Raw genomic sequence first — 23,705 nt, 5'->3', positions numbered from 1 at the left:
GCCCTCGGGCGCGCCGGTTTTTCGTAATTCCTCCCGGTCTGCTAACCTGCGTACAGCCGCCACCCTTTCGTTTAGCAGCGAATCGGTGGTAGCTCCAAAGAGGCAATTACGAAAATGTTCAAACCAACTCCAAATCCCCCTGAAACAGAAACCGACCCCGTTTCCCCCTACGCCTCCCTCGATTCAAAAGAACTCCACGCCGCCGCGCACCGTGCGCTCGATCACTACCTGGTACTGCCTGAGACCAAGGCATTGTTAGCTGACCGACGCCCTGGCTGCATTTTCGTCATCGCCCCCGACGTCGATTCTGAAACCTTATTGGCCCATGCCTGCGAGACCCTCGCCTCGGCAAATGTCATGGCCAGCGATCTGGCGTTTGAGCTCGAAGGCCCCAAGCGCAATACCGCGCTGGCGATTCAGCAGATGATTTCCCTGGCCGAATTGGCGGTGAATCGCGCACTCGACCACCTCGATCCACCGGAGTAACAGCGCCCGTAGCAGCTGTCGAGCCCGCGAGGCTGCGTTCGAGGACGCAGTCCTCGCATATCCTGCGTACGCGGTTCACCTGAAAGAACGTGTTGCCTGATTTTACGACTGCTGCGCAGCCGAACGCAGCCTCGCGGGCTCGACAGCTGCTACGGAGCGTGTGTAGCGGCTTAACTGGTCGGTAGACCCGGAACAATACAAAACCCGCCTCTGTTTCATAAGGCGTCGTAACGGGCTACGTCCGGCTACGCAACCACTGCAAGAAGCCTTTCTTCTCGACAACCTTCGGCACTTCCTGAGTCAGGGTTTGTGCGGTGTGCAGGCGGAAATCCAGCAACGCTTGCATCGCTTCGTTGATGTCGTGGCGGGCGTCGAGGCAGGGTTTGAGGTATTCCTTTTCGATCCGGTACAGGGTGCAGAAGGTCTTGGCCGAAAAGTCCGCCGGCACCGATTTATCCGAGAGGATCCCGGCCTCGCCGATCACCTCGCCCGGCCCCATGCGCCCGGCTTCGAACTTGTTGCCGCCACGGCTCAAGGCCACCGACACCACGCCCGACTCGATGATGAACAGGTGATCGCTGACCTCGCCGGCCGGCAGGATCATTTCACCGGCGCGGAAGGTGATGAGCGTCATGTTCTGGCTGAAGGTGTCTTTCTCTTCCGAACGCAAGGTCGAGAAAATACTCGAGCTTTCGAGTAACGCCCTTGGCCGCGAAAGGCCCGGCGGTGTTGCGGTTTCTGCGGTAGACAACAGGCTGACGCCCGACGCACGCAAATGCCGGAAGGCCAGATCGAACAGCAAATTGCGCACTTCGCGCTTTTGCCCCATGGACGATACAAATCCGATGATCTCGTATTCCACGCCACTGGCGCTGGAGCTTTTCAAGGAGACGTTCGGCGCCGGTTTGCTGAGCAACTGCCGGCAACCCTGCATCGCCCGCTCCAGCGCTTCGATCACCGTGTGCGGGCGCGCATGGGGGCTCAGTTGCAGGCTGATCGTAATGCCGAATATGTCTCTGGGCCGGCTGAAGTTGATGATCTTGGCCTTGGCCGCCAACGAGTTGGGAATCACCGCCATGCTGCCCTGTGAGGTTTGCAGCCGCGTGGCCCGCCAATCGATGTCGGTGACCCGGCCTTCGGTGCCGTCGATGGAGATCCAGTCATCCAGTTGATAGGGTTTGGTGGTGTTGAGCACGATGCCGGAAAACACATCGCTGAGGGTACTCTGCAATGCCAGGCCGACGATGATCGCCAGAGCACCGGAAGTCGCCAGCACGCCTTTGACCGGCAGGTCGAGCACATACGCGAGGGCGGCAATGATCGCGATCAGGAAAATCACCGCGCCAAGCAAATCCTGCAACAGCCGGCCGGTATGCCCGACCCGTTGCATCATCACCGCGCCGAGCAATACCGTCAGGGTCCGCGCGCCAAACAGCCACCAGCCAATCTGCAGTCCGGTCGCCGCCAGATGCAGCGGCACGCTCTCTGGCCAGGGTGCCACTTCCATCGGGTTCATGCCTTCATTGAACAGCACCGCGCTGAACAACAAAAAAATCACCAGCCGCACGACCAGCTGCCAGTGACTGACACTGACCAACCGCCACAGCAGGATGTCGACCAGAATCAGCGCCAAAGCGCAAAACAGCGGGTGATCGGTGAGAAGTGACAACATCGAGCAACTCCAGCAAAGCCAATGACGCGAAGATCGCACAGATTGGGCACAGTGTAGGAGGAATTGATGGCGCGGGCAGAGCGCTACCGACTGGACACCACAAAACCAATGTGGGAGCGGGCTTGCTCGCGAAAGCGGTGTAACAGTCAACACAGATGTTGAATGTTAAGTTGCCTTCGCGAGCAAGCCCGCTCCCACAGTTAATAGGTGTCGTACAGGGAAACTGTGTACGACACCAAACCATTGTTACTTGCTATTGGTCAGGGTGTTGTAGCTGGTCATCAGGTTGCGGTAGTCCGGAATGTGGTTGGAGAACAAAGTCGCCAGCCCTTCCACGTCGTTGCGCCAGTCGCGGTGCAACTCGCACGCCAGGCCGAACCAGGTCATCAGTTGCGCACCCGAGGACGACATGCGATCCCAGGCCGACTGACGAGTGATTTCGTTGAAAGTACCGGAAGCATCCGTGACCACAAACACATCAAAGCCTTCAGCCAGCGCCGACAACGCAGGGAACGCTACGCAGACTTCGGTCACCACACCGGCGATGATCAGTTGCTTCTTGCCAGTGGCCTTGATCGCCTTGACGAAGTCTTCGTTGTCCCAGGCATTGATCTGACCAGGGCGAGCGATGTACGGCGCTTCCGGGAACAGGGCCTTGAGTTCCGGCACCAGCGGGCCGTTGGGGCCGGTTTCGAAACTGGTGGTGAGAATGGTCGGCAGTTTGAAGTACTTGGCCAGGTCGGCCAACGCCAGCACGTTGTTCTTGAACTTGTCCGGCTCGATGTCGCGCACCAGCGACAGCAGGCCCGCCTGATGATCGACCAACAGAACGGCGGCGTTGTTTTTGTCCAAGCGTTTGTAAGAGGCAGTCATGGGGGTAATCCTCGCTTTTTATCGATGCCGAACAGGCCGGCGTGGGTGAAACCGGGTTGAGTTCGTGCCGCCGAAGCAGCACCGGGTATTCGTTAAATCGCGGCCAGGCAAGCGTAGTCACGCCAAGCCGCAATGCCATGCAGAAACCGCTATCAGGTCAACCGTTCATCCGGCCGAACTGACCGGACTGGAAGTCGGCGAAGGCCTGATGAATCTCTTGCTCGGTGTTCATCACGAACGGGCCGTGACCGACGATCGGCTCGTCGATCGGTTCACCGCTGAGCAACAGCACCACCGCGTCGTTGTTGGCTTCCAGGCTGAGTTGGTCGCCAGTGCGTTCGAACAACGCCAACTGCCCTTCGCGAACCAGTTCCAGGCCATTGACCTGAACCGTACCGCGCAACACCACCAGCGCCGTGTTGCGACCTTCGTGCAAATCCAGCGTCAGCAACTGGCCGCCATTCAGGCGGATGTCCCAGACATCGATCGGGGTGAAGGTCTTGGCAGGTCCCTGCTGGCCGTCGAACTCACCGGCGATCAAGCGCAGGCTGCCGGCCTTGTTCTTGAGGGCAATGCTCGGGATATCGCCATCGAGAATGGTCTGGTAACCGGCGTCGGCCATTTTGTCCTTGGCCGGCAGGTTGACCCACAACTGGACCATTTCCAGGGTGCCGCCGCTCTTGGCGAACGCTTCGGAGTGAAACTCTTCATGCAGAATTCCAGACGCTGCGGTCATCCATTGCACGTCACCGGGACCGATCTTGCCGCCGCTGCCCGTGGAGTCGCGGTGCTCCAGTTCGCCCTTGTAAACGATGGTCACGGTTTCGAAACCACGGTGCGGATGCTGACCCACGCCACGACGCGCAGTGGTCGGGGTGAATTCAGCAGGGCCGGCGTAGTCGAGCAGCAGGAACGGGCTGATGTGTTTGCCCAGGCTGTCGTAGGAAAACAGCGTGCGAGCCGGGAAACCGTCGCCCACCCAGTGTGCTCTTGGGCTGGTGTAGATACCGATGATGTTTTTCATGGTGCCTCCGAATGTGGGTGAGTCAGAACATGGACAAAGCTTAAATCCGGCACCTTTGATGCGCTAGACTGCAAAAATCACCCTTAGCGTTCTATTTGGAGAACGATAGTGGAAGACCTGAACACCCTGTACTACTTCACTCAAGTGGTTGAACACGGAGGTTTCGCCGCTGCCGGACGCGCGCTGGACATGCCCAAGTCGAAACTCAGCCGACGGATTTCCCAGCTCGAAGAACGCCTCGGTGTACGGTTAATCCATCGCACCAGTCGGCATTGTTCGCTCACCGAAATTGGTCAGGCCTACTACCAGCGTTGCCTGGCCATGCGCGTGGAAGCCGAAAGCGCCGCGGAACTGATCGAGCGCAATCGCTCCGAACCTCAGGGGCTGGTGCGCATCAGTTGCCCGACGGCGCTGCTCAATTCCTGGGTCGGGCCGATGCTGACGCGCTACATGCTCAAGTACCCGCTGGTGGAGTTGTTCATCGAAAGCACCAACCGCCGTGTGGACTTGATCCACGAAGGTTTCGACATCGCCCTGCGGGTGCGCTTTCCGCCTCTGGAAAACACCGACCTGGTGATGAAAGTGCTGGGCAACAGCACCCAAAGCCTGGTGGGCAGCCCTGCGTTTCTCGAACGTTTGTCGTCCCCGGCATCCCCGGCCGACCTCAGTGGCCTGCCGAGCCTGCACTGGGGCACCGCGCAACGTGAATACCAGTGGGAGCTGTTCGGCCCGGACGGCGCCAGTGCAGTGATCCGCCATCATCCACGGCTGGTCACCGACGACCTGATCGCCTTGCGCCACGCGGTGCTGGCCGGCCTTGGTATCGCCCACCTGCCCGCTGTGGTGGTGCGCGAGGATCTGGCCGCTGGCCGGTTGGTCGATCTGGTCCCGGGCTGGGCGCCCAAGTGCGGGATCGTCCACGCCATCTTCCCTTCGCGCCGTGGTTTGCTGCCATCGGTGCGAACGCTGATCGACTTCCTGGGTGAGGAGTTCAGCCAAAGCGATATTGCGTAGGAGCACGGCTTGCCGGCGATGGCGTCCTTGAGATCGCTATCGCAAGCAAGCTGTGCTCCTACAGATTCGTGATTTTCAGTAAAGAGTGCTTTGCCGATACAGCGGTTTTTCTCAACAGTGTTGACCGGGATACTCGTGGCCATTCCCGTCACAACCCTTGGAGTCACACATGTCTGTTCCCGCTTTCGGCCTCGGTACTTTTCGCCTGCAAGGCCAGGTGGTCATCGATTCGGTGAGTACTGGCCTTGAACTCGGTTATCGGGTGATCGATACCGCGCAGATCTACGACAACGAAGCCGATGTCGGCCAGGCCATCGCCGCCAGCGGCATTGCCCGCGAAGAGCTGTTCATCACCAGCAAGATCTGGGTCGCCAATTTCGCTAAAGACCAACTGATCGCCAGCCTCAAAGACAGCCTGCGCAAGCTCAAAACCAATTACCTCGACCTGACACTGATCCACTGGCCATCGCCGGAAAACCAGGTGCCCGTGCACGAGTTCATGGGCGCCTTGCTCGAAGCCAAAGCGCTGGGCCTGACCCGGCAGATCGGGGTGTCGAACTTCACCGTCGACCTCATGCAACAGGCCATCGATGCGGTCGGTGTACACAACATCGCCACCAATCAGATTGAACTGCACCCTTACCTGCAAAACCGCAAAGTGGTCGAGTTCGCCCGGAGCCAAGGCATTCAGATCACCTCCTACATGACTCTGGCCTATGGCGAAGTCCTGAAAGACCCGGTCATCCAACAGATCGCTGAACGTCATCAGGCAACTGCGGCGCAAGTCACGCTGGCCTGGGCCATGCAGCTGGGCTACGCGGTGATCCCGTCTTCGACCCAGCGTGCCAACCTCGACAGCAACCTGGCGGCCCGCGAGCTGACGTTGAGCGCTGCGGACATGGCGCTGATCGCAGGGCTTGAACGCGGCCAGCGCCTGACCAGCCCGAAGGGTATCGCTCCCGATTGGGATTGAGCAGAACCGGTCAATACCGTTCGAGGTACTGAGCCAACCGTTCCATGGCCTGCTGCAAGGCGTGCACCGCCTGGCTCAAAAGCGTGTGGTCGCGATTGCTGCACGCGACTTCCAACTGCTCGCAACAGCGGACCAGGCGCTGCGCCTTGACCATCTGCGCGCCGCCCTTGATCCGATGGGCCAGGTCGCGTAAACCCATGCGGTCACGTTGGCTGTAAAAAACCTGTAATCGTGCCAGGTCCTCGGCGTTACTGATGGCCAGGTCAGCCAGCAAATTATTGATCAGACTGCGGTTGTCCCCGGCCAGTTGTTCAAGACTGCCGAGGTCGATCTCGACGCCTGCGGCCGGCGTCGTTTCGCTCTGCGTCAGCACACTCGCATTCGGTGCTCTGTCGGCCAACCGGGCATTCAGATCGTGCAGGTTGATGGGTTTGAACAGGCAATCGTCCATCCCCGCTTCCATGCAGCGGATCTTTTCTTCGGGTTGGGCGTTGGCGGTGAAACCGAGAATCAGGCTGGGTGTATAGCCATTGGCCCGCTCCTCGTCGCGAATCATCCCTGCCAACTCGTAGCCACTGAGGTTAGGCATATTGCAATCGCTGATCACCACGTCGAACGAATGCTCACGCCAGTATTCGAGCCCCTGTTCACCGTCGTTGGCAGCCAGAACACGATGCCCGAGGTAACTCAATTGTTGTGACAGCAACAGGCGATTGGCCGGGTAGTCGTCAACCACCAGAATGTTCAACGAGCGGCCCTGTTCTGTCGGCGCAATATCTGTTGTCGGCTGCTCGGTCAGCGCCTGCAGTGCCAGCACCTCAAGGCTGATATCGACCTGAGTGCCAGTACCCAGCACACTGCTCAAGTGCAATTGCCCGCCCATCATCTCGCACAGTGAACGGCTGATGACCAGGCCCAGCCCTGAACCACTGCGGCCATCCTGCGGGCTATTGGCGGCCTGAACAAACGGGCTGAACAGCCGCTGCTGGTCAACGTGGCTGATGCCAATTCCGCTGTCCTCTATGCGCAGGCTGATCGCCAGATACTCGTGAACGGCGCCGGGCTCTACCCTTAGCGTCAGGCTGATCTGTCCGGTGCGTGTGAACTTGATCGCGTTACTCAGCACGTTGGAAACGATTTGCTTGAAACGCATGGGATCGATCAGCACATCACAGTGACTTCGCGCATCCAGTTCGACTTGCCAGAACAAGTTTTTTTGTCGCGCCAGGCCTTCGAACACTCTGCTCACCGATCCGACCAGTGCCAACAGATTCGCCCGCTCCGGGGCCAGGGATAAATTCCCGGACTCGATCCGCGAGATGTCCAGAATGTCGCCAATCAGCTCCAGCAACTGCTGCGCGGCATTCGACGCCACCTCAATCGCAAAGCGGTCGGTGACACCCTCTTCGGCACGCTTCATCGCCAGCTCAAGCATGCCGATCAGCGCATTCATCGGCGTACGGATTTCATGGCTCATGGTTGCCAGGAAAGTCGTTTTGGCCCGGTTGGCATCGTCTGCCGCGTCCCGGGCTTGCTGCACTTGCTGCAGTAATTGCTGACGCTTGCGGATCAGGCTGCGCTGGTAGGCAATCCAGCCCAGCGCCAACAGCAACAGCAGTCCTGCGGCCGCAAACCCCTGAATGATGGTAGTGCGGTGACGCGACCAGTAGCTGTCATCCAGCGGCAGTTCGTTGCGCCAGCGGTTGGCCAACTCGTCCATTTCCTCAGGGGGAATGCTTAACAGGGCTTTATTGAGGATTGAGTAGAGCTCAAGGGCTCCGCGGTTGGTCGCAAAGCTGATGTGCGCCGGTTCAGTGCCGACCGTACTGGTGATCGCCAGAGCATGGCGGTGCTCCCGAGCGATCAGGTAGCGAGCAATGATCAACGAACTTAACGCCGCATCGGCTTGACCCTTGATGACCAGTTCCATGCCTTGGGCCGGGGTTTGCACTTCAACGAGGCGCACACCGGGAACTCGCGCAAGAATGACCTCGCGCAGCGCGTGGCCACTGTAGATTGCCAGTCGCTTGCCGCTCATGTCGTCCAGCGTCGCCGGATCCCGAGCCCCGCCGGCACTGACCAGGACAAAGGGATTGATCAGATACGGTCGAGTGAAACGCAGTTCTGCCTGACGCTCGGTGCTCGGGGTAATCACTGCCAGCAGGTCGAGCCCGCCTTGTTTGACCTGCTCTATTTGTTGATACAACGAATTGCCGCGCACGAGTTCGAACTTCAGCCCGGTATGCAGGCTGATCCGGTCCAGGACCTGGGCGCTGAGGCCTCTGAACTCACCTTTATCGTCATAAAAAGACAACGGTGCAAAGTTGTCGATGACCCCGACCCTGACTGACCGATGGCTATCCAGCCAGCGTTGTTCGCTGGCACTCAATTGCAAGCGTTGCGCACTGTTCATACTGCTGCCGGCACTCCAGCGGCGCAGGATGGTCATACGCTCTTGCACCGGAATCGATGCCAGTGCGGCATCGATAATACGGCGCAAACGAAGATTGTCAGCACTTACTGCAAACCCGAACGCGTTGGTTTCCAGGCGGGCAAATCCCGCCAACTGCACATTGTTCAGGTAACTGTTATTGATCAGGTAACTGGCACTGATGGAGTCGCCAAGGTAGACGTCGGCTCCGCCGAAGGCCACCGCGCCGATGGCACTCAATGTCGAGGGGTACAGTTGCAGGTGGGCCTGGGGGTAAACCGCCTCGACCGCTTCGGGCCGCAAATAATGATCAAGCATCGCCAACCGCTGGCCCGCAAGGTCCGCTGTCAGACTGGCGCTGTCGCCCATGCGGGTGACCAGCGCCGGTGCGTCTTCGGCATAGGCATGCGACATCAGCAGCTGCGGATCGGCCGCTTCAAAGTCGTTGGCGGTCCCCAGCAGATCGACGTTCCCCTGCTTCAATGCGGCAATCACTGCCCCCCGGGACGGGTAACGCTTCACCTCGACCTTGATGTGCAGTAACTGGCTGAGCATTACCGCAAAATCAGCGGTAATGCCTTCCAGAGACTTGTCGTTGATGGTCACCTCGAACGGCGCGTAATCGGGTGCCGAAGCGCCCAGTCGCAAACTGCCCTGCTCACGCAGCCAACGCCAGTCGGCCTCCTCCAGTTCGACCTGGTAACCGTCGACGTTCGAACGCCCCTGCAGTTTCAGCAGCTGTGGCTTTGCGGCGAAACTGTCCAACGACCAGAGTGGACTGAACAGCATCAACACCACCAGCCATGCTCGCAGGCTCATGTGCATTCAAATCAGGTCATTGCGCTTGGCGAAATCTCTCAGGTGAACCAGAGACTGCACGTTGAGCTTTTCGATCAGACGGGTCTTGTAGGTACTGACGGTCTTGTGACTGAGGAGCATGACCTCGGCGATCTCCTTGTTGCTGGAGCCTCGCGCCAGGTACTGGAAAATTGTCAGCTCACGGTCGGAGAGTTTCTCGATCATCTGCAGTTCGTCGAGTTGCAGCCCGTCCAGGCTCATTGAACGAGTCTCCGGCCAAGGGAAATACGTATTGCCGGACATCAACGCCTTGATGGCTTTACGCAGTTCTTGCAGGTCATTGGTTTTCGCAACGAAACCGAAGGCCCCGGCCCTCACGCAACGCTCGACATAAAACCTGGGTTCATGGGAGGTGAAGACCACAACTCTTGCGGGCGACTGTTCGCGCTGCAGGCGACTCAGAAAATCCAGTCCGCTAAGTCCGGGCATATGCAGATCCAGCACCACCAGATCAGGTGACTGCTCACGGATCACTTGCAGGGCCTCAACACCATTGGATGACTCCAGAATGCTCTGAAACATCACCCTGTCGCTGGAATCCCTGAGTGCCCCAAGCACCATTTTGACGGCGGCCATAACAACCGGATGATCGTCCACGATCAACGCTGAACTCATGGCAACTCCTGTAGAAACGCTCGAAGATCCCGGCGCGCAGCCCCTAGCGCTTGCCGGGCCTGACACAACGGCTGCGCAACGACTGTTGCATGGGAAACGGAGCGAAACTACCTGTTAGAGTTGACAGTTCAGACGAACGGTCGTACGGCTCAGGCGCGCAAACCGCCCTGCTGCCTGCGTCCACGCTGGGAACCGAGAGACGGCATATCGACGCGGCTCATCAGTCCTTCGAGGGTTTCCTGGTCCGGTACGCGAGCCTGGCTGATCCGGACGTTGTGCCGCTGAACGGCGAACAACGCAGGCAGTCCGGCTTTTTGCGCATCGTAGATCAATGTATGACGGATTTGCTGGTTGTCCTGGCAGAAGGCCACCGGGTCGAGGCCGGTCCCGGTACACAAGGTTGCATTGATGATGACCAGATCAAACGGCTCACAGCCGTATTCGACAACGCTGAGCAGCTCTGCAAGGGAGTGCACGGGAGCGATCCGGTAATAACCGAGCTGGTTCAGGTTGCGCTCGATTTTCATGCGATGAAAATGCTGCTCATCGGCGATCAGGATACGTAACGATTTATTCGGCATAGTTGATTGACCCTACAATGACGGTGCGGCCGTTTGCGCCCACCCTTATCAAGAGCGCCTCAGACTAAGGGCAATGCCGCGGGGTTTCTGTAGGACCTTTCTGAAAGAAACAGTTCCATCAGCGCTTATTTTTTTTGCTGTGACAACGATGACACCTGCAGCCAACGCAGCAAGTCGGCGCCGCTCATGGGGCGGGCAAACAGATAACCCTGGCCCTGAGTGCAACCCAGTTCCAGCAACTGCTGGCGCTGCTCATCGGTTTCAATACCCTCGATCACCACCGACATGCCCAGTGCCTCGCCCAAGGCCAGGGTGCTGCCGATGACTGCCCGGCAACGCGGTTCGTCGTCCAGTGTGCGTACGAATTCACCGTCAAGCTTGATCTCGTTGAACGGCAACTGACACAGACGCTGCAACGACGAAAACCCGGCGCCGAAGTCGTCAATGGACAATCGGCTGCCCATCATTCGCAGGCGCACCAGGTTCTCGAGGCTGGTGGCCGGGGCTTCCAGCAAGCCACTTTCGGTCAGCTCGAACGTCAGGCCGCAGCCGCGCGCATCGTGCAAGGCCAGAATGCCTTTGATGGCGGAGGTCAGGTAATGATTGGTCAACTGCTGGGCATGCAAATTGAAGGCGACATTGAGCGTAAATCCCTGCTCCCGCGCTTGCCGTTGAAGCGTCAACGCCTGGTCCATCTGCGTGAACAACAACTCGTCCAGTAACTCAAAGCGCTCCAGTACTGGCATGAACACGGCCGGCGACAAGATCCCCTTGAATGGATGCAGCCAGCGGGCCAGCACTTCTACGCCGCAGACTTCACCCGTCAACAGGTTGAATTTTGGCTGGTAGTACGGCTGCAACTGCCCTTCGCGCAGGGCGTTTCGCACCTCGTTTTCGCAGGCCAGCTCGGGCACCGGGTCGGGCATCAAGTCGTCACGAGGACCACTGCGGTGTTTTTCCAGTAACTGTGCCAGTGCCTGCGAATGCAAGGGTTTACCGATATCTCCCAACAGCCTGAGCCCTGACAGCGAAACGATCTGGCGTACCGCACGCCGCAAGTCGGCCGACAGTGAACTGCTGATAATGATCGACCCGACCAGCCCCGAAAGTCCGACGCGCCGGAAGAACTCCAGACCATCCATCCCCTCCATGCACAGATCGCACAGGGCGATATCCACCGCGCCTACGTCTTGCAGAACCGCCAGAGCCTGGGCGCCGTCGCTGGCCTGGAACACCTCGCAACCGCCCAACTGCTTGAGCATGTTGACCGCGACAGCACGTGCAAAGGAATGATCCTCAAGCCCCAGAACCCTGATCGGCAATGTCATCTCGGCGGCCCGCGTCATAAAAAGATGACGCAATTATCCCGGCACACCTCGAGGACTTAACTAGGAACAGTCTGAAAGCTTGTAGGAAATATCCCAAAGAAGCTGATTTCCGGAATCGGTGACCTCGACCCCTTGAAATACACCAGCGCTTAGCCTGCAAGCTGCTCCAAGGTCTCGGCCAAACGTTCCATCGCCTGTTGCAAGGCATCCACGGCCGCCGTCAGTTGCTCGGTATCGAAGCCCTCGCAGGCGGCTTCCAGACTTTCGCAACAGTGAATAAGCCCTTGTGCCTTGATGATCCGCGCGCCGCCTTTTACCCGGTGCGCCAGATCGGCCAGTGCAGGCAAGTCATGTTGGGTGAATAATTTCAGCAGCCGCGACATGTCTTCTTCATTACTGCTGGCCAGATCCCCCAACAGGCTCTTGATCAACGCCTCGTCACCCCGCGTCAGTTGCTCAAGGTTGGTCAGGTCGATGGCGTCGCCCGGCTCGCGCCGCTCTTCTTCGGTCGGCACCGGTACGGTGTCCGGGGCCACATTGGCCAATCGGGCGCCCAGATCACGCAGGCTGATGGGTTTGAACAGGCAACCGTCCATTCCGGCCTCGCGGCAACGGAGCTTTTCCTCGGGCTGAGCGTTGGCCGTGAAACCCAGAATCAGCCCTGGCGCGATGCCCCGGGCTCGCTCTTCGTCGCGGATCGCACGGGCCAGCTCGTAGCCGTTCATGATCGGCATGTTGCAGTCAGTGATGACCACATCGAAATGCTGGCTGCGCCAGGCCCGCAGACCATGGGCACCATCCTGCGCTTCCTTGACCCGATGCCCCAGGTACGTCAATTGCTGCGACAGCAGAAGACGATTGGCCGGGTAGTCGTCGATGACCAGGATGTTCAACATCTGGCCTTGGGGTGCTGGAAGACTCTTGACCCTCGTATCACTGGCCAAAGGCGTCAGAATGGGCAGTTCCAGCGTCACCTCGATCTGCGTGCCCTGCCCCAACACGCTGGACAGCTCCAGCTTCCCGCCCATCATTTCGCACAATGTACGACTGATCATCAGCCCCAGGCCAGAACCACTGCGCGCCGATTGAAGGTTGTTGCTGGCCTGGCTGAACGGACTGAACAGCCGTTGCTGGTCCGCCACGCAAATGCCGCTACCGGAGTCCTCGACACGCACCACGATAACCAGGCGCTGATCGTCGCTGCCAGGCCGGACCCGCACACTCAGGCGCACCTGCCCCTCAGCCGTGAACTTGATCGCATTGCTCAACAAGTTGGAAACGATTTGCTTGAAACGCAGTGGGTCGATCAATACGTCGCAGTTGGCCTTGGCATCCACGTCCAATAGCAGGTGCAAATGCTTTTGCCGGGCCAGCCCTTCGAAAATCCGCGCCGCCGATTCCACCAGCGCGCGCAGGTTGGCCTGCTCGGGGGCCAGCGACAGATGACCGGATTCAATGCGGGAGATGTCCAGGATATCGCCGATCAGCTCCAGTAACCCCCGCGCCGCCCCCGAAGCCACTTCGATGGCGAAGCGGTCCATGATCCCTTGATCGGCTTTTTTCATGGCCAACTCGAGCATGCCTATCACCGCATTCATGGGTGTGCGGATTTCGTGGCTCATGGTCGCCAGAAACGTGGTTTTGGCGCGGTTGGCGTCATCGGCCTCATCCTTGGCTTCACGCAACTGTTCGAGCAGTCTCTGGCGCTCACTGACGTCGATCCAGCCGGCGATCATGCCGTTGACCTGGCCGTCGCTGCCACGGTACGGCAGCATCCAGTGATAGATCGTTCGCACATCGTTTTCAGACAAGGTCAGTTTCCGGTCACGCACCCGTGGCAGGCCCTCCTCCATCACCAGCAAGTACTCTTCGTGATAGGCCTTGGCCTCGGCCACACTCTTGAACTCACCGGCAATCACGGTTTTGCCGATGACCGCGTCGCGCTCGATCCCAAACACCTCCAGGTAACCGTTATTGCACGCCATCAAGCGCCCTTGGCGGTCACGGACGTAGATCGGATGGGGCGTTCCATCAATCAACACGCGCATGAATTCCAGCTGATCACTAAGCGCCCGTTCGGCGTGCTCACGCTTGCGCATCAACACTCGCAGATAACCGATCCAGCCTAGCGCCACCAGCAACAATAGCCCGGCGATGGCAAAGCCCTGGATGATGGTCGACCGGTAGCGCAACCAGTAGCTGTCATCGACCACGGCTTCGCTGCGCCAGCGATTGGTCAGTTCGTCCATTTCTTCCGGGGGAATGCTGAACAAGGCCTTATCCATAATCGAATACAGCTCCCGCGCGCCGCGGGCCGTAGCAAAGGCCATGTGCGCCGATGAGGTCCCGACGGTGCTGGTGATTTGCAACTGGTCACGGTACTGCCCGGAAATCATGTAGCGCGCAATGATCAAGGGGTTGATCGCGGCATCCGCTTCACCTTTGGCGACCATCGCCATGGCCGCCTGGGCGTTGTCCGCCACCAGTAGCCGAACGCCCGGATAGCGCTCGGCAACCATTTCTCTGACCGGGCTGCCCAGGGTCAGCGCCAACCGTCGACCGATCATCTCGTCCAAGGTGCTCGGGGCGTCGGCGGATATCCGGCTGACCAGTACGTACGGTGTGTTCAGGTAGGGACGCGTGAAGCGCAACGTGTCTTCGCGCTCGAGGCTGGGGGTCAGGGACACGAGCAGATCCGCCTGATCCGATTTGATCCTGTCGATCAACTCTGGAACCGAAGAGCCCTGCTGTATATCGAACTTCAAGCCCGTACGCAGTGCAACCTTGGCCAGAACATCGGCAGCCACACCGCGAAATTCACCCTCGCGACTGTAGAACGACAAAGGCACAAATCCGCTGTCCACGACAACGCGCACCCGTGGATGAGTGTCCAGCCAGCGCTGTTCGCTGTCACTGAAATGCACCCGGTTTTTCCCTGAAAGGCTTGCGCCACCGGCACTCCAGCGCCGCAGAATACTCAGGCGCACCTCCGTTGGAATCACCGCCAGCGCAGCATTGACGATGCGTAACAAACGCTGATTGTCCCGCGCCAGGGCGAAGGAAAAATTGTTCACCTCCATGCGCGAGAAGTCGGCCAACTGGACGTTATTCAGGTAGTTTTTCAGAATGAGGTAATTGGCACTAATCGCGTCGCCGAGGTACACGTCCGCCTGGCCAAATGCGACCGCGCCGATCGCACTGAGCGTCGAGGGGTACAGTTGCAGGTGGGCCTTGGGGTAGAACGCCTGCACCTGCGCAGGCGGCAGGTAGTGATAGAGCATCGCCACCCGCTTGCCTGCCAGGTCAGGAGTCAGGTCCTGGGAATCATCGATACGACTGACCAGAGTCGGCTGGTCGTCGGCATAGGCGCTGGACAGCACCAACTGCGGATCCGTAGCCTCGAAGGCGTTGGCGGTTCCGAGCACATCGACCCACCCTTGCTTGAGAGCCTCGATGACTTGCTCGCGCGAACGGTAACGCTGCACCTGCACCTTGATGTGCAGCAGCTCTCCCAGCAGTTGCACGTAGTCGGCCGTCAGACCTTCATAGTCGTTGCCGTTGTTGGTGATGCCGAACGGCGGGTATTCCGGGGCCGACGCACCGAGCACCAGCGTGCCTTTGCTGCGTAGCCAGAGCCAGTCGCTGTCGTCGAGTTCAACGTGATAACCCTCGACACTGGAACGGCCCAGCAGGTGATAGGGCTGCGACTCGGCCAGCACCGGGCGGGCCGGCAGCGCCCAGAAGACCAGCGCAACCGCAAACAGGCACTTTCGAAAGAAGGTCATCTAGATCAGATTGTTACGTTTGGCGAAGTCCGCCAGGTACACCACCGATTTGACGTTGAGCTTCTCGATCAACCGGGTTTTGTAGGTGCTGATGGTCTTGTTGCTCAGGAGCATGGCATCACCGATCTGTTTGTTGCTGAGGCCATTGGACAACTGCTGCAAGATCGTCAACTCACGGTCCGTCAGGCTCTGGATCAGTTCAAGATCGGTAGCCTGGACATCGCTGCGACGGACCGAACTGCACGACAGGTTGGGGAAAAAAGTGTAGCCGCCCATGACCGCCGAAATGGCCTTGAGCAACTCGCCCGTGTCCTCGGTCTTGGAGACGTAGCCAGCGGCGCCCGCCTTCATGCAGCGCATGGCGTAGAACTGCGGCGCCTGCGACGTCAGCACCAGAATCTTGCTCGGCAGGCGCAGCGCGCTGATCCTGCTGATGACCTCCAGGCCGTCAAGTTTTGGCATCGTTATGTCGAGAATAATCAGGTCCGGCGCGTGCTCACGGGCCAGTTGCACGGCATCGGCACCATTGCCCGCCTCGGCGATCACCTCGAAATGTTGTTGCTCCAGAAGCGTCTTGACTGAAGATCGAATGAACGGATGATCGTCCACAACCATCGCTTTATACATACAAACCTCTGTAAGACTGGCCAGAACAGGCCGAAGGGGAAAATGTCCCTGCCTGAAAAGAAAGTCCGCCCTTCACGCGTCACTTCAAAGGACAGGCCCCTGAGTGCAGTGTAGGAACTTTCACGGACCTTTCAGTGCGTCCGCTGCTTCGCCTCTTGGGGCCTGCGCGGAGCGTCCCAGCCATTGCTGTAAGCCCTGGCAGGTCATGGGACGTGCCAGATAATAACCCTGACCGGTCTGACAGCCCATGGCGATCAAGGCATCACATACGTCCTGGCTGCTGACACCTTCGATCACCAGGCTCATATTCAACGAACGACTCAGCGCCAGGGTGCTGGTAATGATCGCCCGGTTGTGCGGCGCCAGAGGGTTCTGAACGAACTCACCCTCCAGTTTGATCTGACTGAACGGCAAATGGCACAACTGTTTGAGCGACGAAAAACCTGAGCCAAAATCATCGATCGACAGACCGCAACCCAGCCTGCGCAGGCGCAACAGGTTTTCCTCGGTGCCCGGTGGCAGATCGAGCAACCCGTTCTCGGCCAGCTCGAACATCAATGACGAGCCCGGCAGTTGGTGACACTGCAAGGTCCGCTGAACATGACCGAGCAACTCGCTGCCGACCAGCTGTGAGGCATGCAGATTGAACGCCAGCTCAAGCTCAAGGCCTTGACGAAAGAGGATTCGCATCAGGCTCAGCCCCTGCTCGAACACGTGCTTGAACATCTCATCGATCAGGTCGTAAGCCAGCATCGCTGCCAGAAAATCCTTGGGTAGCAGCACGCCACGGGACGGGTGTTCCCAGCGCGCAAGCGCTTCGGCACCGACCAGCGCACCACTGGCCAAATCCACTTTAGGCTGAAACCAGGCGCGAAACTGCCCTAGCCCCAAACCACGACGAACCTCGGCTTCGCTGGGCAATACCTGCAAAGAAGCGGGTTTGGCCGGCGGAAACTGTCGACGATGGCTATAGCGGTGGAGCATGAGATGCAATGAACGTAACTGCAACGGCTGACTCAGCACACCGAGCAATTCCAGGCCTGACAATGAAGCCATCTGCCCTACGGCGCGGTGCAACTCCGGTGACAATTCACTGCACAAGACAACCGCGCGGACCCTGCCCAACTGACTGGCACACCGCAGGAATTCCAGGCGTTCAAGGGGCCGGCCGGCCAGATCACACAGCACGATATCGACACCGCCCGACACGTGAAGCTGTTCCAACGCCTGCTCGGCATCACTGGCCAGCAGCACATCGCGCACGCCCAGCCGTTGCAGCATGTCGATCAGTGCATCGCGCTGAAAACCCTGATTATCCAGAACCAGAACACGGGGAGAGTTCATAGGCTTCAAACACTTTGAAAATCCGAGGCGCGAATACTGGCGATCTGAGGTGTGTTTTTAGGAAGGATCCATCCTGCCGCCACGTAGGAAATTTCCCAAACAAAGCATCACTCAGTAGTACTCGGGCTCCAGAACGCCTGTTGCACCAGTGGTGAAATGGAGAGCCGTGCCACGAGGGCATCCAGCTCGTCGCCGTCCACCGAGGTGGTAGCCAAGGTGGCTTCGATTTCCACTTCATCGTTGCCGAAGGCGTGCACGTCAACATCGCTGGCCGGGTAGTTGCTGCGTTCCAGTTCGGCTTCGAGCAGGGAAAACACAGCCTTTTGCTTGGAGCGCTGGGCGATGACGTAAACGATGTTCGTGACTTCGGCCGAGATCACGTCCAGTGGCTGACGGTTGATGTTGTTGACGATCGGCCGCAGCAGGGTGTTCGCCGCCAGGATGAACACGGTGCCGAGCGCCGCTTCGAGCACCAGGTCAGCGCCAGCACAGGCACCGACCGCCGCCGAGGCCCACAGGGTGGCGGCGGTGTTCAGGCCACGCACGTTGCCCTCTTCGCGCATGATCACCCCGGCCCCAAGAAAACCGATCCCGGACACCACGTAGGCCACCACCCGCACCGCCCCGTCGGCACCGCCGAGACGGTTAGCCATGTCGACGAAAATCGCCGCGCCGACCGCCACCAGCACGTTGGTCCGCAGCCCCGCCGTGCGCTGACGGAACTGGCGCTCGAAGCCGATCAATCCGCCCAGAATGAACGCCGCGCTGAGGCTGACCAGGGTGTCGACCAGCGAGGTCAGGTTGATGTTGTCGATGGCTTGCATGGGCACTCTCCTTGGTAGCCTGAACCCTTCGCAGGAACAAGGTTTGATCGTCCTGGGCGCTGGCACCAAACACATACCACATCAAGGCGAGCATCAATATGTCAAAGACTGCACGTTCAGGGCATGAAACATAAAAAGGATCGCAGCCTTCGGCAGCTCCTACAGGGTGTATGCCGTCCCAACGTAGGAGCTGCCGAAGGCTGCGATCTTTATTGAAAACGATGATTAATCGACGGCGACCATCGCATGTCGCCGATGGTGAATCTCCAGATGGCCCTTGATCGCCCGCAGTACTTTGGCTTCATGTTCATGAATGAAGAAGTGCCCGCCGGCCAACATGTCCACCGAGAAACTGCCTTGGGTTTCCTGGCTCCAGCCGATCAATTGCTCGGTGCTGGCCCGGTCGGCCTTGCCACCGAACACGTGCACCGGGCATTTGAGTCGTGGCCGTTCCGGCGGTTGAAAACGTCCGCACAACAAAAAGTCCGCCCGCAGGATCGGCAACGTCAGGCTCATCAGTTCTTGGTTGGCCAGCACTTCTTCGCTAGTGCCACTGAGGCTGCGCAATTGCTCGATCAATTGGACGTCGGACTTGGGCTCGGAAAAGCCCCGGTCGTAGTCCGAACGCATCGTCGGCGCAGCCGTTCCGGAAGCGAACAGCGCCACCGGTTCCGGCGCGCCCAACACCCGAAAAGCGTGGGCCATTTCACACGCCAGCAAGGCGCCGAGGCTATGACCAAATAACGCATAAGGCGTTTTCAAGGACGAACGTTGCTCCCTGGCCAGCTGCATCGCCAGTTGACGCATGTCGGTCTGCAAGGGCTCGTCAAATCGTGCGCCCCGCCCCGGCAGCTCCACCGGTTTGACCTGCACCCATTCCGGCAGTTTGCGCCGCCATCGGCTGTAGACCATGGCGCTGGCGCCCGAATAGGGCAGGCACAGCAGTGTCAGCTGGGCCACCGCACTCCCTCACTCAAGTTATCTGCACAGAGAACGGATGGCGCACTGCACAAATTAGTCGGCTCCCATCAGGTCAATCGTCGAAAGCTTTGCACTGCCGAGCCCAGCACCACGGCCCCCGCCACAATCGACAGCCAGAAACCGCTGCGCGCGCCGAAGGCATCCACCAGCCAGCCAGAACCGGCCGCACCGATGGCCACGCCAATGCTCAGCCCGGTGATCAGCCAGGTCAGGCCTTCCGTGAGTTTGGCCGGCGGCACGATGCGCTCGACCAGCGCCATGGCGACAATCAATGTCGGCGCGAAAGACAGCCCGGCGACAAATACCGCCAGCGACAACCCGAGAATGTTCCCTACCATCAGCAACGGTAGCGTGGTCAGCGCCGTTGCCAACCCGCCGTAGAGGAACAAACGCGGCAACGGCACGTTAAATTTCAACGCACCAAACGCCAACCCGGCGAGGCACGAGCCGATGGCATACACCGACAGCACGATACTCGCCGCTGCCGGCTGGCCTTGCTGTTGGGCGAACGCCACGCTGACCACATCCACCACCCCAACGATGGTGCCCATGGCGCCCATCAACAGCATCAACAGGCGTATATCCCCCGAGCCGACGACCGAGCCCGGTTGATCTTCGTCATGCGGATGCACCGGCGGCTCGGTGCTGCGCTGCAACACAAACGCGGTCACTCCGATCGCCAGCATCAGCAACGCCGCCAACGGCCCGGCTTCGGGAAACGCCACCACACACAGCCCCACCGACAGCGGCGGGCCGACAATAAAACACACCTCGTCCAGCACCGACTCCAGGGCATAGGCGGTGTGCAACTGCGGCTGACCGCGATACAGCTCGGTCCAGCGCGCCCGGACCATCGCCGACATGCTAGGCATGCAACCGGCGAGTGCGGCGAATACAAACAACGTCCAGTTCGGCGCTTGTAATCGTGTACAGAGCAACAGCAACAACAACGCCCCGCCGCCGACCACGGCAGCAATCGGCAGCACCCGCCCCTGACCAAAACGGTCGACCATGCGCGATACCTGCGGCGCGCAAAACGCCGTGGCCAAGGCGAAGGTTGCCGCTACTGATCCGGCCAAACCGTAACCGCCCTGCAACTGCGAGAGCATGGTGATCAGACCGATGCCCGTCATCGAGATCGGCATGCGCGCAACCATTCCCGCCAGCACAAAGGCGCGGCTGCCTGGGGCACTGAACAATGCTCGATAAGGGTTTGCCATCGGGTTCCATCCTCTGCTGGGGCGTGCAACTTGCCATAAAGCGTCCCTGTAGTAAAAAGCCTGGCGACGCGGAACTACAAATAAACCCGCCCCCACATGAACTCAAGCACCTTGCGCCAGTCACCTAGTAAAGCCCTCTCTTCAAAGCTGACTGATGTGAGTCTCTATCCGGAGTTATGTGGCCATGGTTGATCATCACAACGAGCGACAAAGCGACATCGACGCCCATGGCATCATCGGTGACATGCGCAGCGCTGCGCTGGTCAACGACAAGGGCAGCGTGGACTTTTTCTGCTGGCCGGAATTCGACAGCCCGTCGATTTTCTGCTCATTGCTGGACACCCCGGATGCCGGGATTTTCCAACTGGCACCCGACCTGCCCGATGCCCGACGCGAGCAAATCTACCTGCCCGACACCAACGTGCTGCAAACCCGCTGGCTGAGTGAGCAGGCGGTAGTGGAAATCACCGACCTGCTCCCCGTCGGCGACAGCGACGAGAACCTGCCCCTGTTGATCCGTCGCGTGCGGGTGGTCAGTGGTCGCGCAACCTTCCACCTGCATTGCGCGGTGCGCCATGACTACGCCCGAGCGCAGACCACGGCGCGGGCCGACGACGCAGACATCTGCTTCGAAGCCGCCCACCAACCCGGTTTACGCTTGCGCGCCAATCAGCCGATGCAGGTTGCACACAATGCAGCCGTCGCCACGTTCAGCCTCGAGCAGGAACAGAGCGCCGAATTCTTACTCGGAGCCCTCGACGACTCACGCTTCAAGGATGAAAACAGCGACCTGTGCCTGCAACGCACGCTGAAGTTCTGGCGCGACTGGATCGGTCAATCCAATTACCGCGGACGCTGGCGCGAAATGGTCAACCGCTCGGCGCTGGCGCTAAAACTGCTGACTTCGCGCAAACATGGCGCAATCCTCGCCGCCGCGACCTTCGGCCTGCCGGAAATACCCGGCGGCGCCCGCAACTGGGACTACCGCTACACCTGGATCCGCGATGCCTCCTTCACCGTCTACGCCTTCATGCGCCTGGGCTTCATCGAGGAGGCCAATGCCTATATGCGCTGGTTGCGCGGACGGGTCAGCGACTGCCGGGGCAAACCGATGAAGCTCAACGTCCTGTATGCCATCGATGGTCGTCAGGAGCTGCCGGAAACCGAGCTCACGCACCTGTCCGGTCACGGCAACGCCAAACCGGTACGTATCGGCAATCAGGCCTACGATCAGGTTCAGCTGGATATTTACGGTGAGTTGATGGACGCGGTGTACCTGGTCAACAAGTACGGTGAAGCCATTTCCCATGAAGGTTGGCAGCACACCGTAGAGGTGGTCGATCGGGTCTGCGATACCTGGCAGCAAAAAGACGTCGGCATCTGGGAAATGCGCGGCGAGCAGCACCACTTTCTGCATTCGCGGCTAATGTGCTGGGTGGCACTGGATCGAGCCATCCGCCTCGCCTCGAAACGCTCGCTGCCCGCCCCGTTCGCCCGCTGGGATCAGACCCGCCAAGCGATCTACGCCGACATCTGGAGCAATTTCTGGAACGCCGAACACGGGCATTTCGTCCAGCACATCGGCGGCACCGCGCTCGACGGTTCGATGCTGTTGATGCCACTGGTGCGCTTCGTCAGCGCCAAGGACCCGCGCTGGCTGTCGACCCTGCAAGCGATCCAAAAAACCCTGGTGCGCGACGGTATGGTTTACCGCTACCACAACGACGACAGCCAGATCGATGGCCTCGCCGGCACCGAGGGCGCCTTCGCAGCCTGCTCGTTCTGGTACGTCGAATGCCTGGCCCGCGCCGGTCAGGTCGAAAAAGCGCACCTGGAGTTCGAACAACTGCTGCGCTACGCCAACCCGCTCGGGCTATACGCCGAAGAGTTCGACAGCCAAGCCCGGCACCTGGGCAACACGCCACAAGCGCTGACCCATCTGGCACTGATCAGCGCGGCGAGTTTTCTCGATCGGAAGTTGAGTGGGGAAAAGAGCTACTGGCAGCCATGAGGTCCTGGTGACAGACCTGACGCGGACCATCTGACAACAGACAATCCCTTGTGGCGAGGGGCTTGGCCTAATGCCGATCAGTTAAGCCGAATACTGAACCTGTGGCGAGGGAGCTTGCTCCCGCTGGACTGCGTAGCAGTCCCATTTTTTGGGCCGCTTCGCGCCCCAGCGGGAGCAAGCTCCCTCGCCACAGGTTGTGCTCTACGCGTCCGAGTCGTAGGGATCGAAATTATCCAGCGCACGGTTCACCAATAACTCGCCCAGCACCACCATCTGCTGAATCGCCAACGCCACATGGCGGCGCGAGCCTTCCAGTTCGAAAGCCAGATCGCTAGCCAACACATTCACCGACGCCAGGGTTTCGCTGGCGTGGGCCAGCAGGGTTTCGTTATCAACATCGGGAATGACGACAAACATTTTACCCGGCCGGGTATCGAGTTTCGGTGGCGGGGTGAACGGCGGCAGGTGGAAATCCAGCGCACGCTCGGCTGCGTCATGCAGCTTGCTGGAATCGAGAGAATCGTACGGGGAAACGCTAGGGTTTTCGGGGGGATTGGGGGTGATCTTGACCATGGTTGAAACTCCTGACATTCATGAAGCTCACCAGCATCGTGACCAAACGATGGGTGGTGGGCGGTACGCAGGTTGGTCAACCGGGAAGTCAGGCACCCGGCGCACTCGAAAGTGCCCCGCGCACAGCCCACCGCGAAGCATAACGGCAAGTGCAAAAAAAAGCGCCGACATGCTTAGGTTGGCGCTCATGCGCCTGACATTGAACAGGTGACCAAACCCGGCCGCTGAATTGGCAGCGACCCGCAAAGGCTAGTCCCGTGCCCTTCCTAACCGCAACCTTAAAACCCCGTCGGATATTTCCCCGGCCAGCACCACTTCTGTAGGAGCCTAGCTTGCTAGCGATGAACGATGACCCGGTCTACCTGACGAAACGCGTTTAATGATGAAAGCCCCAAAAGATCGCAGCCTGCGGCAGCTCCTTGTATCTCGACTATCGCTCCGTCAGGAGCGATAGTTCTCGACTGATCATCGAGGGAGGGACCTGG

The 23,705-nt window shown here is 59.5% G+C and carries 18 protein-coding genes; 4 read left to right on the top strand and 14 right to left on the bottom strand.

Features of this window, described 5'->3' with window-relative positions; genetic code table 11:
- Positions 1-114: 114 nt before the first annotated feature.
- On the top strand, positions 115-486 hold the full coding sequence (locus tag ACIPIN_RS26745; protein WP_401124092.1) for a DUF6124 family protein: 372 nt from the start codon (positions 115-117) through the stop codon (positions 484-486).
- Positions 487-721: 235 nt separating this feature from the next.
- Here ACIPIN_RS26745 and ACIPIN_RS26740 read toward each other — a convergent pair whose 3' ends face one another.
- The 3 genes from ACIPIN_RS26740 to ACIPIN_RS26730 all read right to left on the bottom strand — a co-directional run bounded on the left by ACIPIN_RS26740 (position 722) and on the right by ACIPIN_RS26730 (position 4,055).
- On the bottom strand, positions 722-2,158 hold the full coding sequence (locus ACIPIN_RS26740) for a mechanosensitive ion channel domain-containing protein (RefSeq protein WP_401124090.1): 1,437 nt from the start codon (positions 2,156-2,158) through the stop codon (positions 722-724).
- 246 nt (positions 2,159-2,404) lie between these two features.
- Positions 2,405-3,031 carry an isochorismate family cysteine hydrolase YcaC gene (gene ycaC, locus ACIPIN_RS26735; protein ID WP_401124087.1) on the bottom strand — a complete coding sequence of 209 codons (627 nt, stop codon included), beginning with the start codon at positions 3,029-3,031 and terminating at the stop codon, positions 2,405-2,407.
- A 157-nt stretch (positions 3,032-3,188) separates the two neighbouring features.
- Complete coding sequence (locus ACIPIN_RS26730) at positions 3,189-4,055, bottom strand: pirin family protein (protein ID WP_401124085.1); 867 nt, start codon at positions 4,053-4,055, stop codon at positions 3,189-3,191.
- Between the two features lie 105 nt (positions 4,056-4,160).
- Between ACIPIN_RS26730 and ACIPIN_RS26725 the strand changes: the two genes are divergently transcribed.
- A complete protein-coding gene (locus ACIPIN_RS26725) occupies positions 4,161-5,069 on the top strand; it encodes a LysR family transcriptional regulator (RefSeq protein ID WP_401124112.1) in 909 nt (302 codons plus the stop codon).
- Between the two features lie 169 nt (positions 5,070-5,238).
- Positions 5,239-6,042, top strand: coding sequence for a 2,5-didehydrogluconate reductase DkgB (dkgB, locus tag ACIPIN_RS26720; protein ID WP_401124083.1), 804 nt, complete (start codon positions 5,239-5,241; stop codon positions 6,040-6,042).
- A gap of 10 nt (positions 6,043-6,052) precedes the next feature.
- On the opposite strand, the gene ACIPIN_RS26715 is transcribed toward dkgB, so the two are convergent.
- The 10 genes from ACIPIN_RS26715 to ACIPIN_RS26670 form a co-directional block, all read right to left on the bottom strand.
- Entirely contained in the window at positions 6,053-9,298 is a 3,246-nt protein-coding gene (locus ACIPIN_RS26715; RefSeq protein ID WP_401124081.1) for a transporter substrate-binding domain-containing protein, read from the bottom strand.
- Positions 9,299-9,946, bottom strand: coding sequence for a response regulator (locus ACIPIN_RS26710; RefSeq protein WP_401124080.1), 648 nt, complete (start codon positions 9,944-9,946; stop codon positions 9,299-9,301).
- Between the two features lie 149 nt (positions 9,947-10,095).
- A complete protein-coding gene (locus tag ACIPIN_RS26705; protein WP_401124077.1) occupies positions 10,096-10,527 on the bottom strand; it encodes a response regulator in 432 nt (143 codons plus the stop codon).
- Positions 10,528-10,652: 125 nt separating this feature from the next.
- Positions 10,653-11,855: an EAL domain-containing protein gene (locus ACIPIN_RS26700; RefSeq protein WP_401124110.1), complete on the bottom strand. Its 1,203-nt coding sequence runs from the start codon at positions 11,853-11,855 to the stop codon at positions 10,653-10,655.
- Positions 11,856-12,004: 149 nt separating this feature from the next.
- On the bottom strand, positions 12,005-15,640 hold the full coding sequence (locus ACIPIN_RS26695; protein ID WP_401124075.1) for a transporter substrate-binding domain-containing protein: 3,636 nt from the start codon (positions 15,638-15,640) through the stop codon (positions 12,005-12,007).
- Positions 15,641-16,267: a response regulator gene (locus tag ACIPIN_RS26690; protein WP_401124073.1), complete on the bottom strand. Its 627-nt coding sequence runs from the start codon at positions 16,265-16,267 to the stop codon at positions 15,641-15,643.
- A 120-nt stretch (positions 16,268-16,387) separates the two neighbouring features.
- Positions 16,388-17,611 carry an EAL domain-containing protein gene (locus ACIPIN_RS26685; protein ID WP_401124070.1) on the bottom strand — a complete coding sequence of 408 codons (1,224 nt, stop codon included), beginning with the start codon at positions 17,609-17,611 and terminating at the stop codon, positions 16,388-16,390.
- A gap of 107 nt (positions 17,612-17,718) precedes the next feature.
- Complete coding sequence (locus tag ACIPIN_RS26680) at positions 17,719-18,435, bottom strand: MgtC/SapB family protein (RefSeq protein WP_401124068.1); 717 nt, start codon at positions 18,433-18,435, stop codon at positions 17,719-17,721.
- 225 nt (positions 18,436-18,660) lie between these two features.
- Positions 18,661-19,395, bottom strand: a complete 735-nt coding sequence (locus tag ACIPIN_RS26675; RefSeq protein WP_401124066.1) for a thioesterase II family protein — start codon at positions 19,393-19,395, stop codon at positions 18,661-18,663.
- A gap of 68 nt (positions 19,396-19,463) precedes the next feature.
- Positions 19,464-20,636 carry an MFS transporter gene (locus ACIPIN_RS26670; protein WP_401124064.1) on the bottom strand — a complete coding sequence of 391 codons (1,173 nt, stop codon included), beginning with the start codon at positions 20,634-20,636 and terminating at the stop codon, positions 19,464-19,466.
- A 184-nt stretch (positions 20,637-20,820) separates the two neighbouring features.
- On the opposite strand from ACIPIN_RS26670, the gene ACIPIN_RS26665 reads away from it, so the two are divergent.
- The gene (locus ACIPIN_RS26665; protein ID WP_401124062.1) at positions 20,821-22,647 is read left to right on the top strand and encodes a glycoside hydrolase family 15 protein; all 1,827 of its coding nucleotides are present in this window, start codon (positions 20,821-20,823) and stop codon (positions 22,645-22,647) included.
- Between the two features lie 201 nt (positions 22,648-22,848).
- Here ACIPIN_RS26665 and ACIPIN_RS26660 read toward each other — a convergent pair whose 3' ends face one another.
- Positions 22,849-23,220, bottom strand: coding sequence for a DUF6124 family protein (locus ACIPIN_RS26660; protein WP_401124060.1), 372 nt, complete (start codon positions 23,218-23,220; stop codon positions 22,849-22,851).
- Positions 23,221-23,705 lie beyond the last annotated feature (485 nt).

The sequence above is a fragment of the Pseudomonas sp. NPDC087697 genome, assembly GCF_044743155.1.
GTDB lineage: Bacteria > Pseudomonadota > Gammaproteobacteria > Pseudomonadales > Pseudomonadaceae > Aquipseudomonas.
The sequence above is the reverse complement of the archived record's forward strand: the minus strand, read 5'-3'. Positions and strand labels throughout refer to the sequence as shown.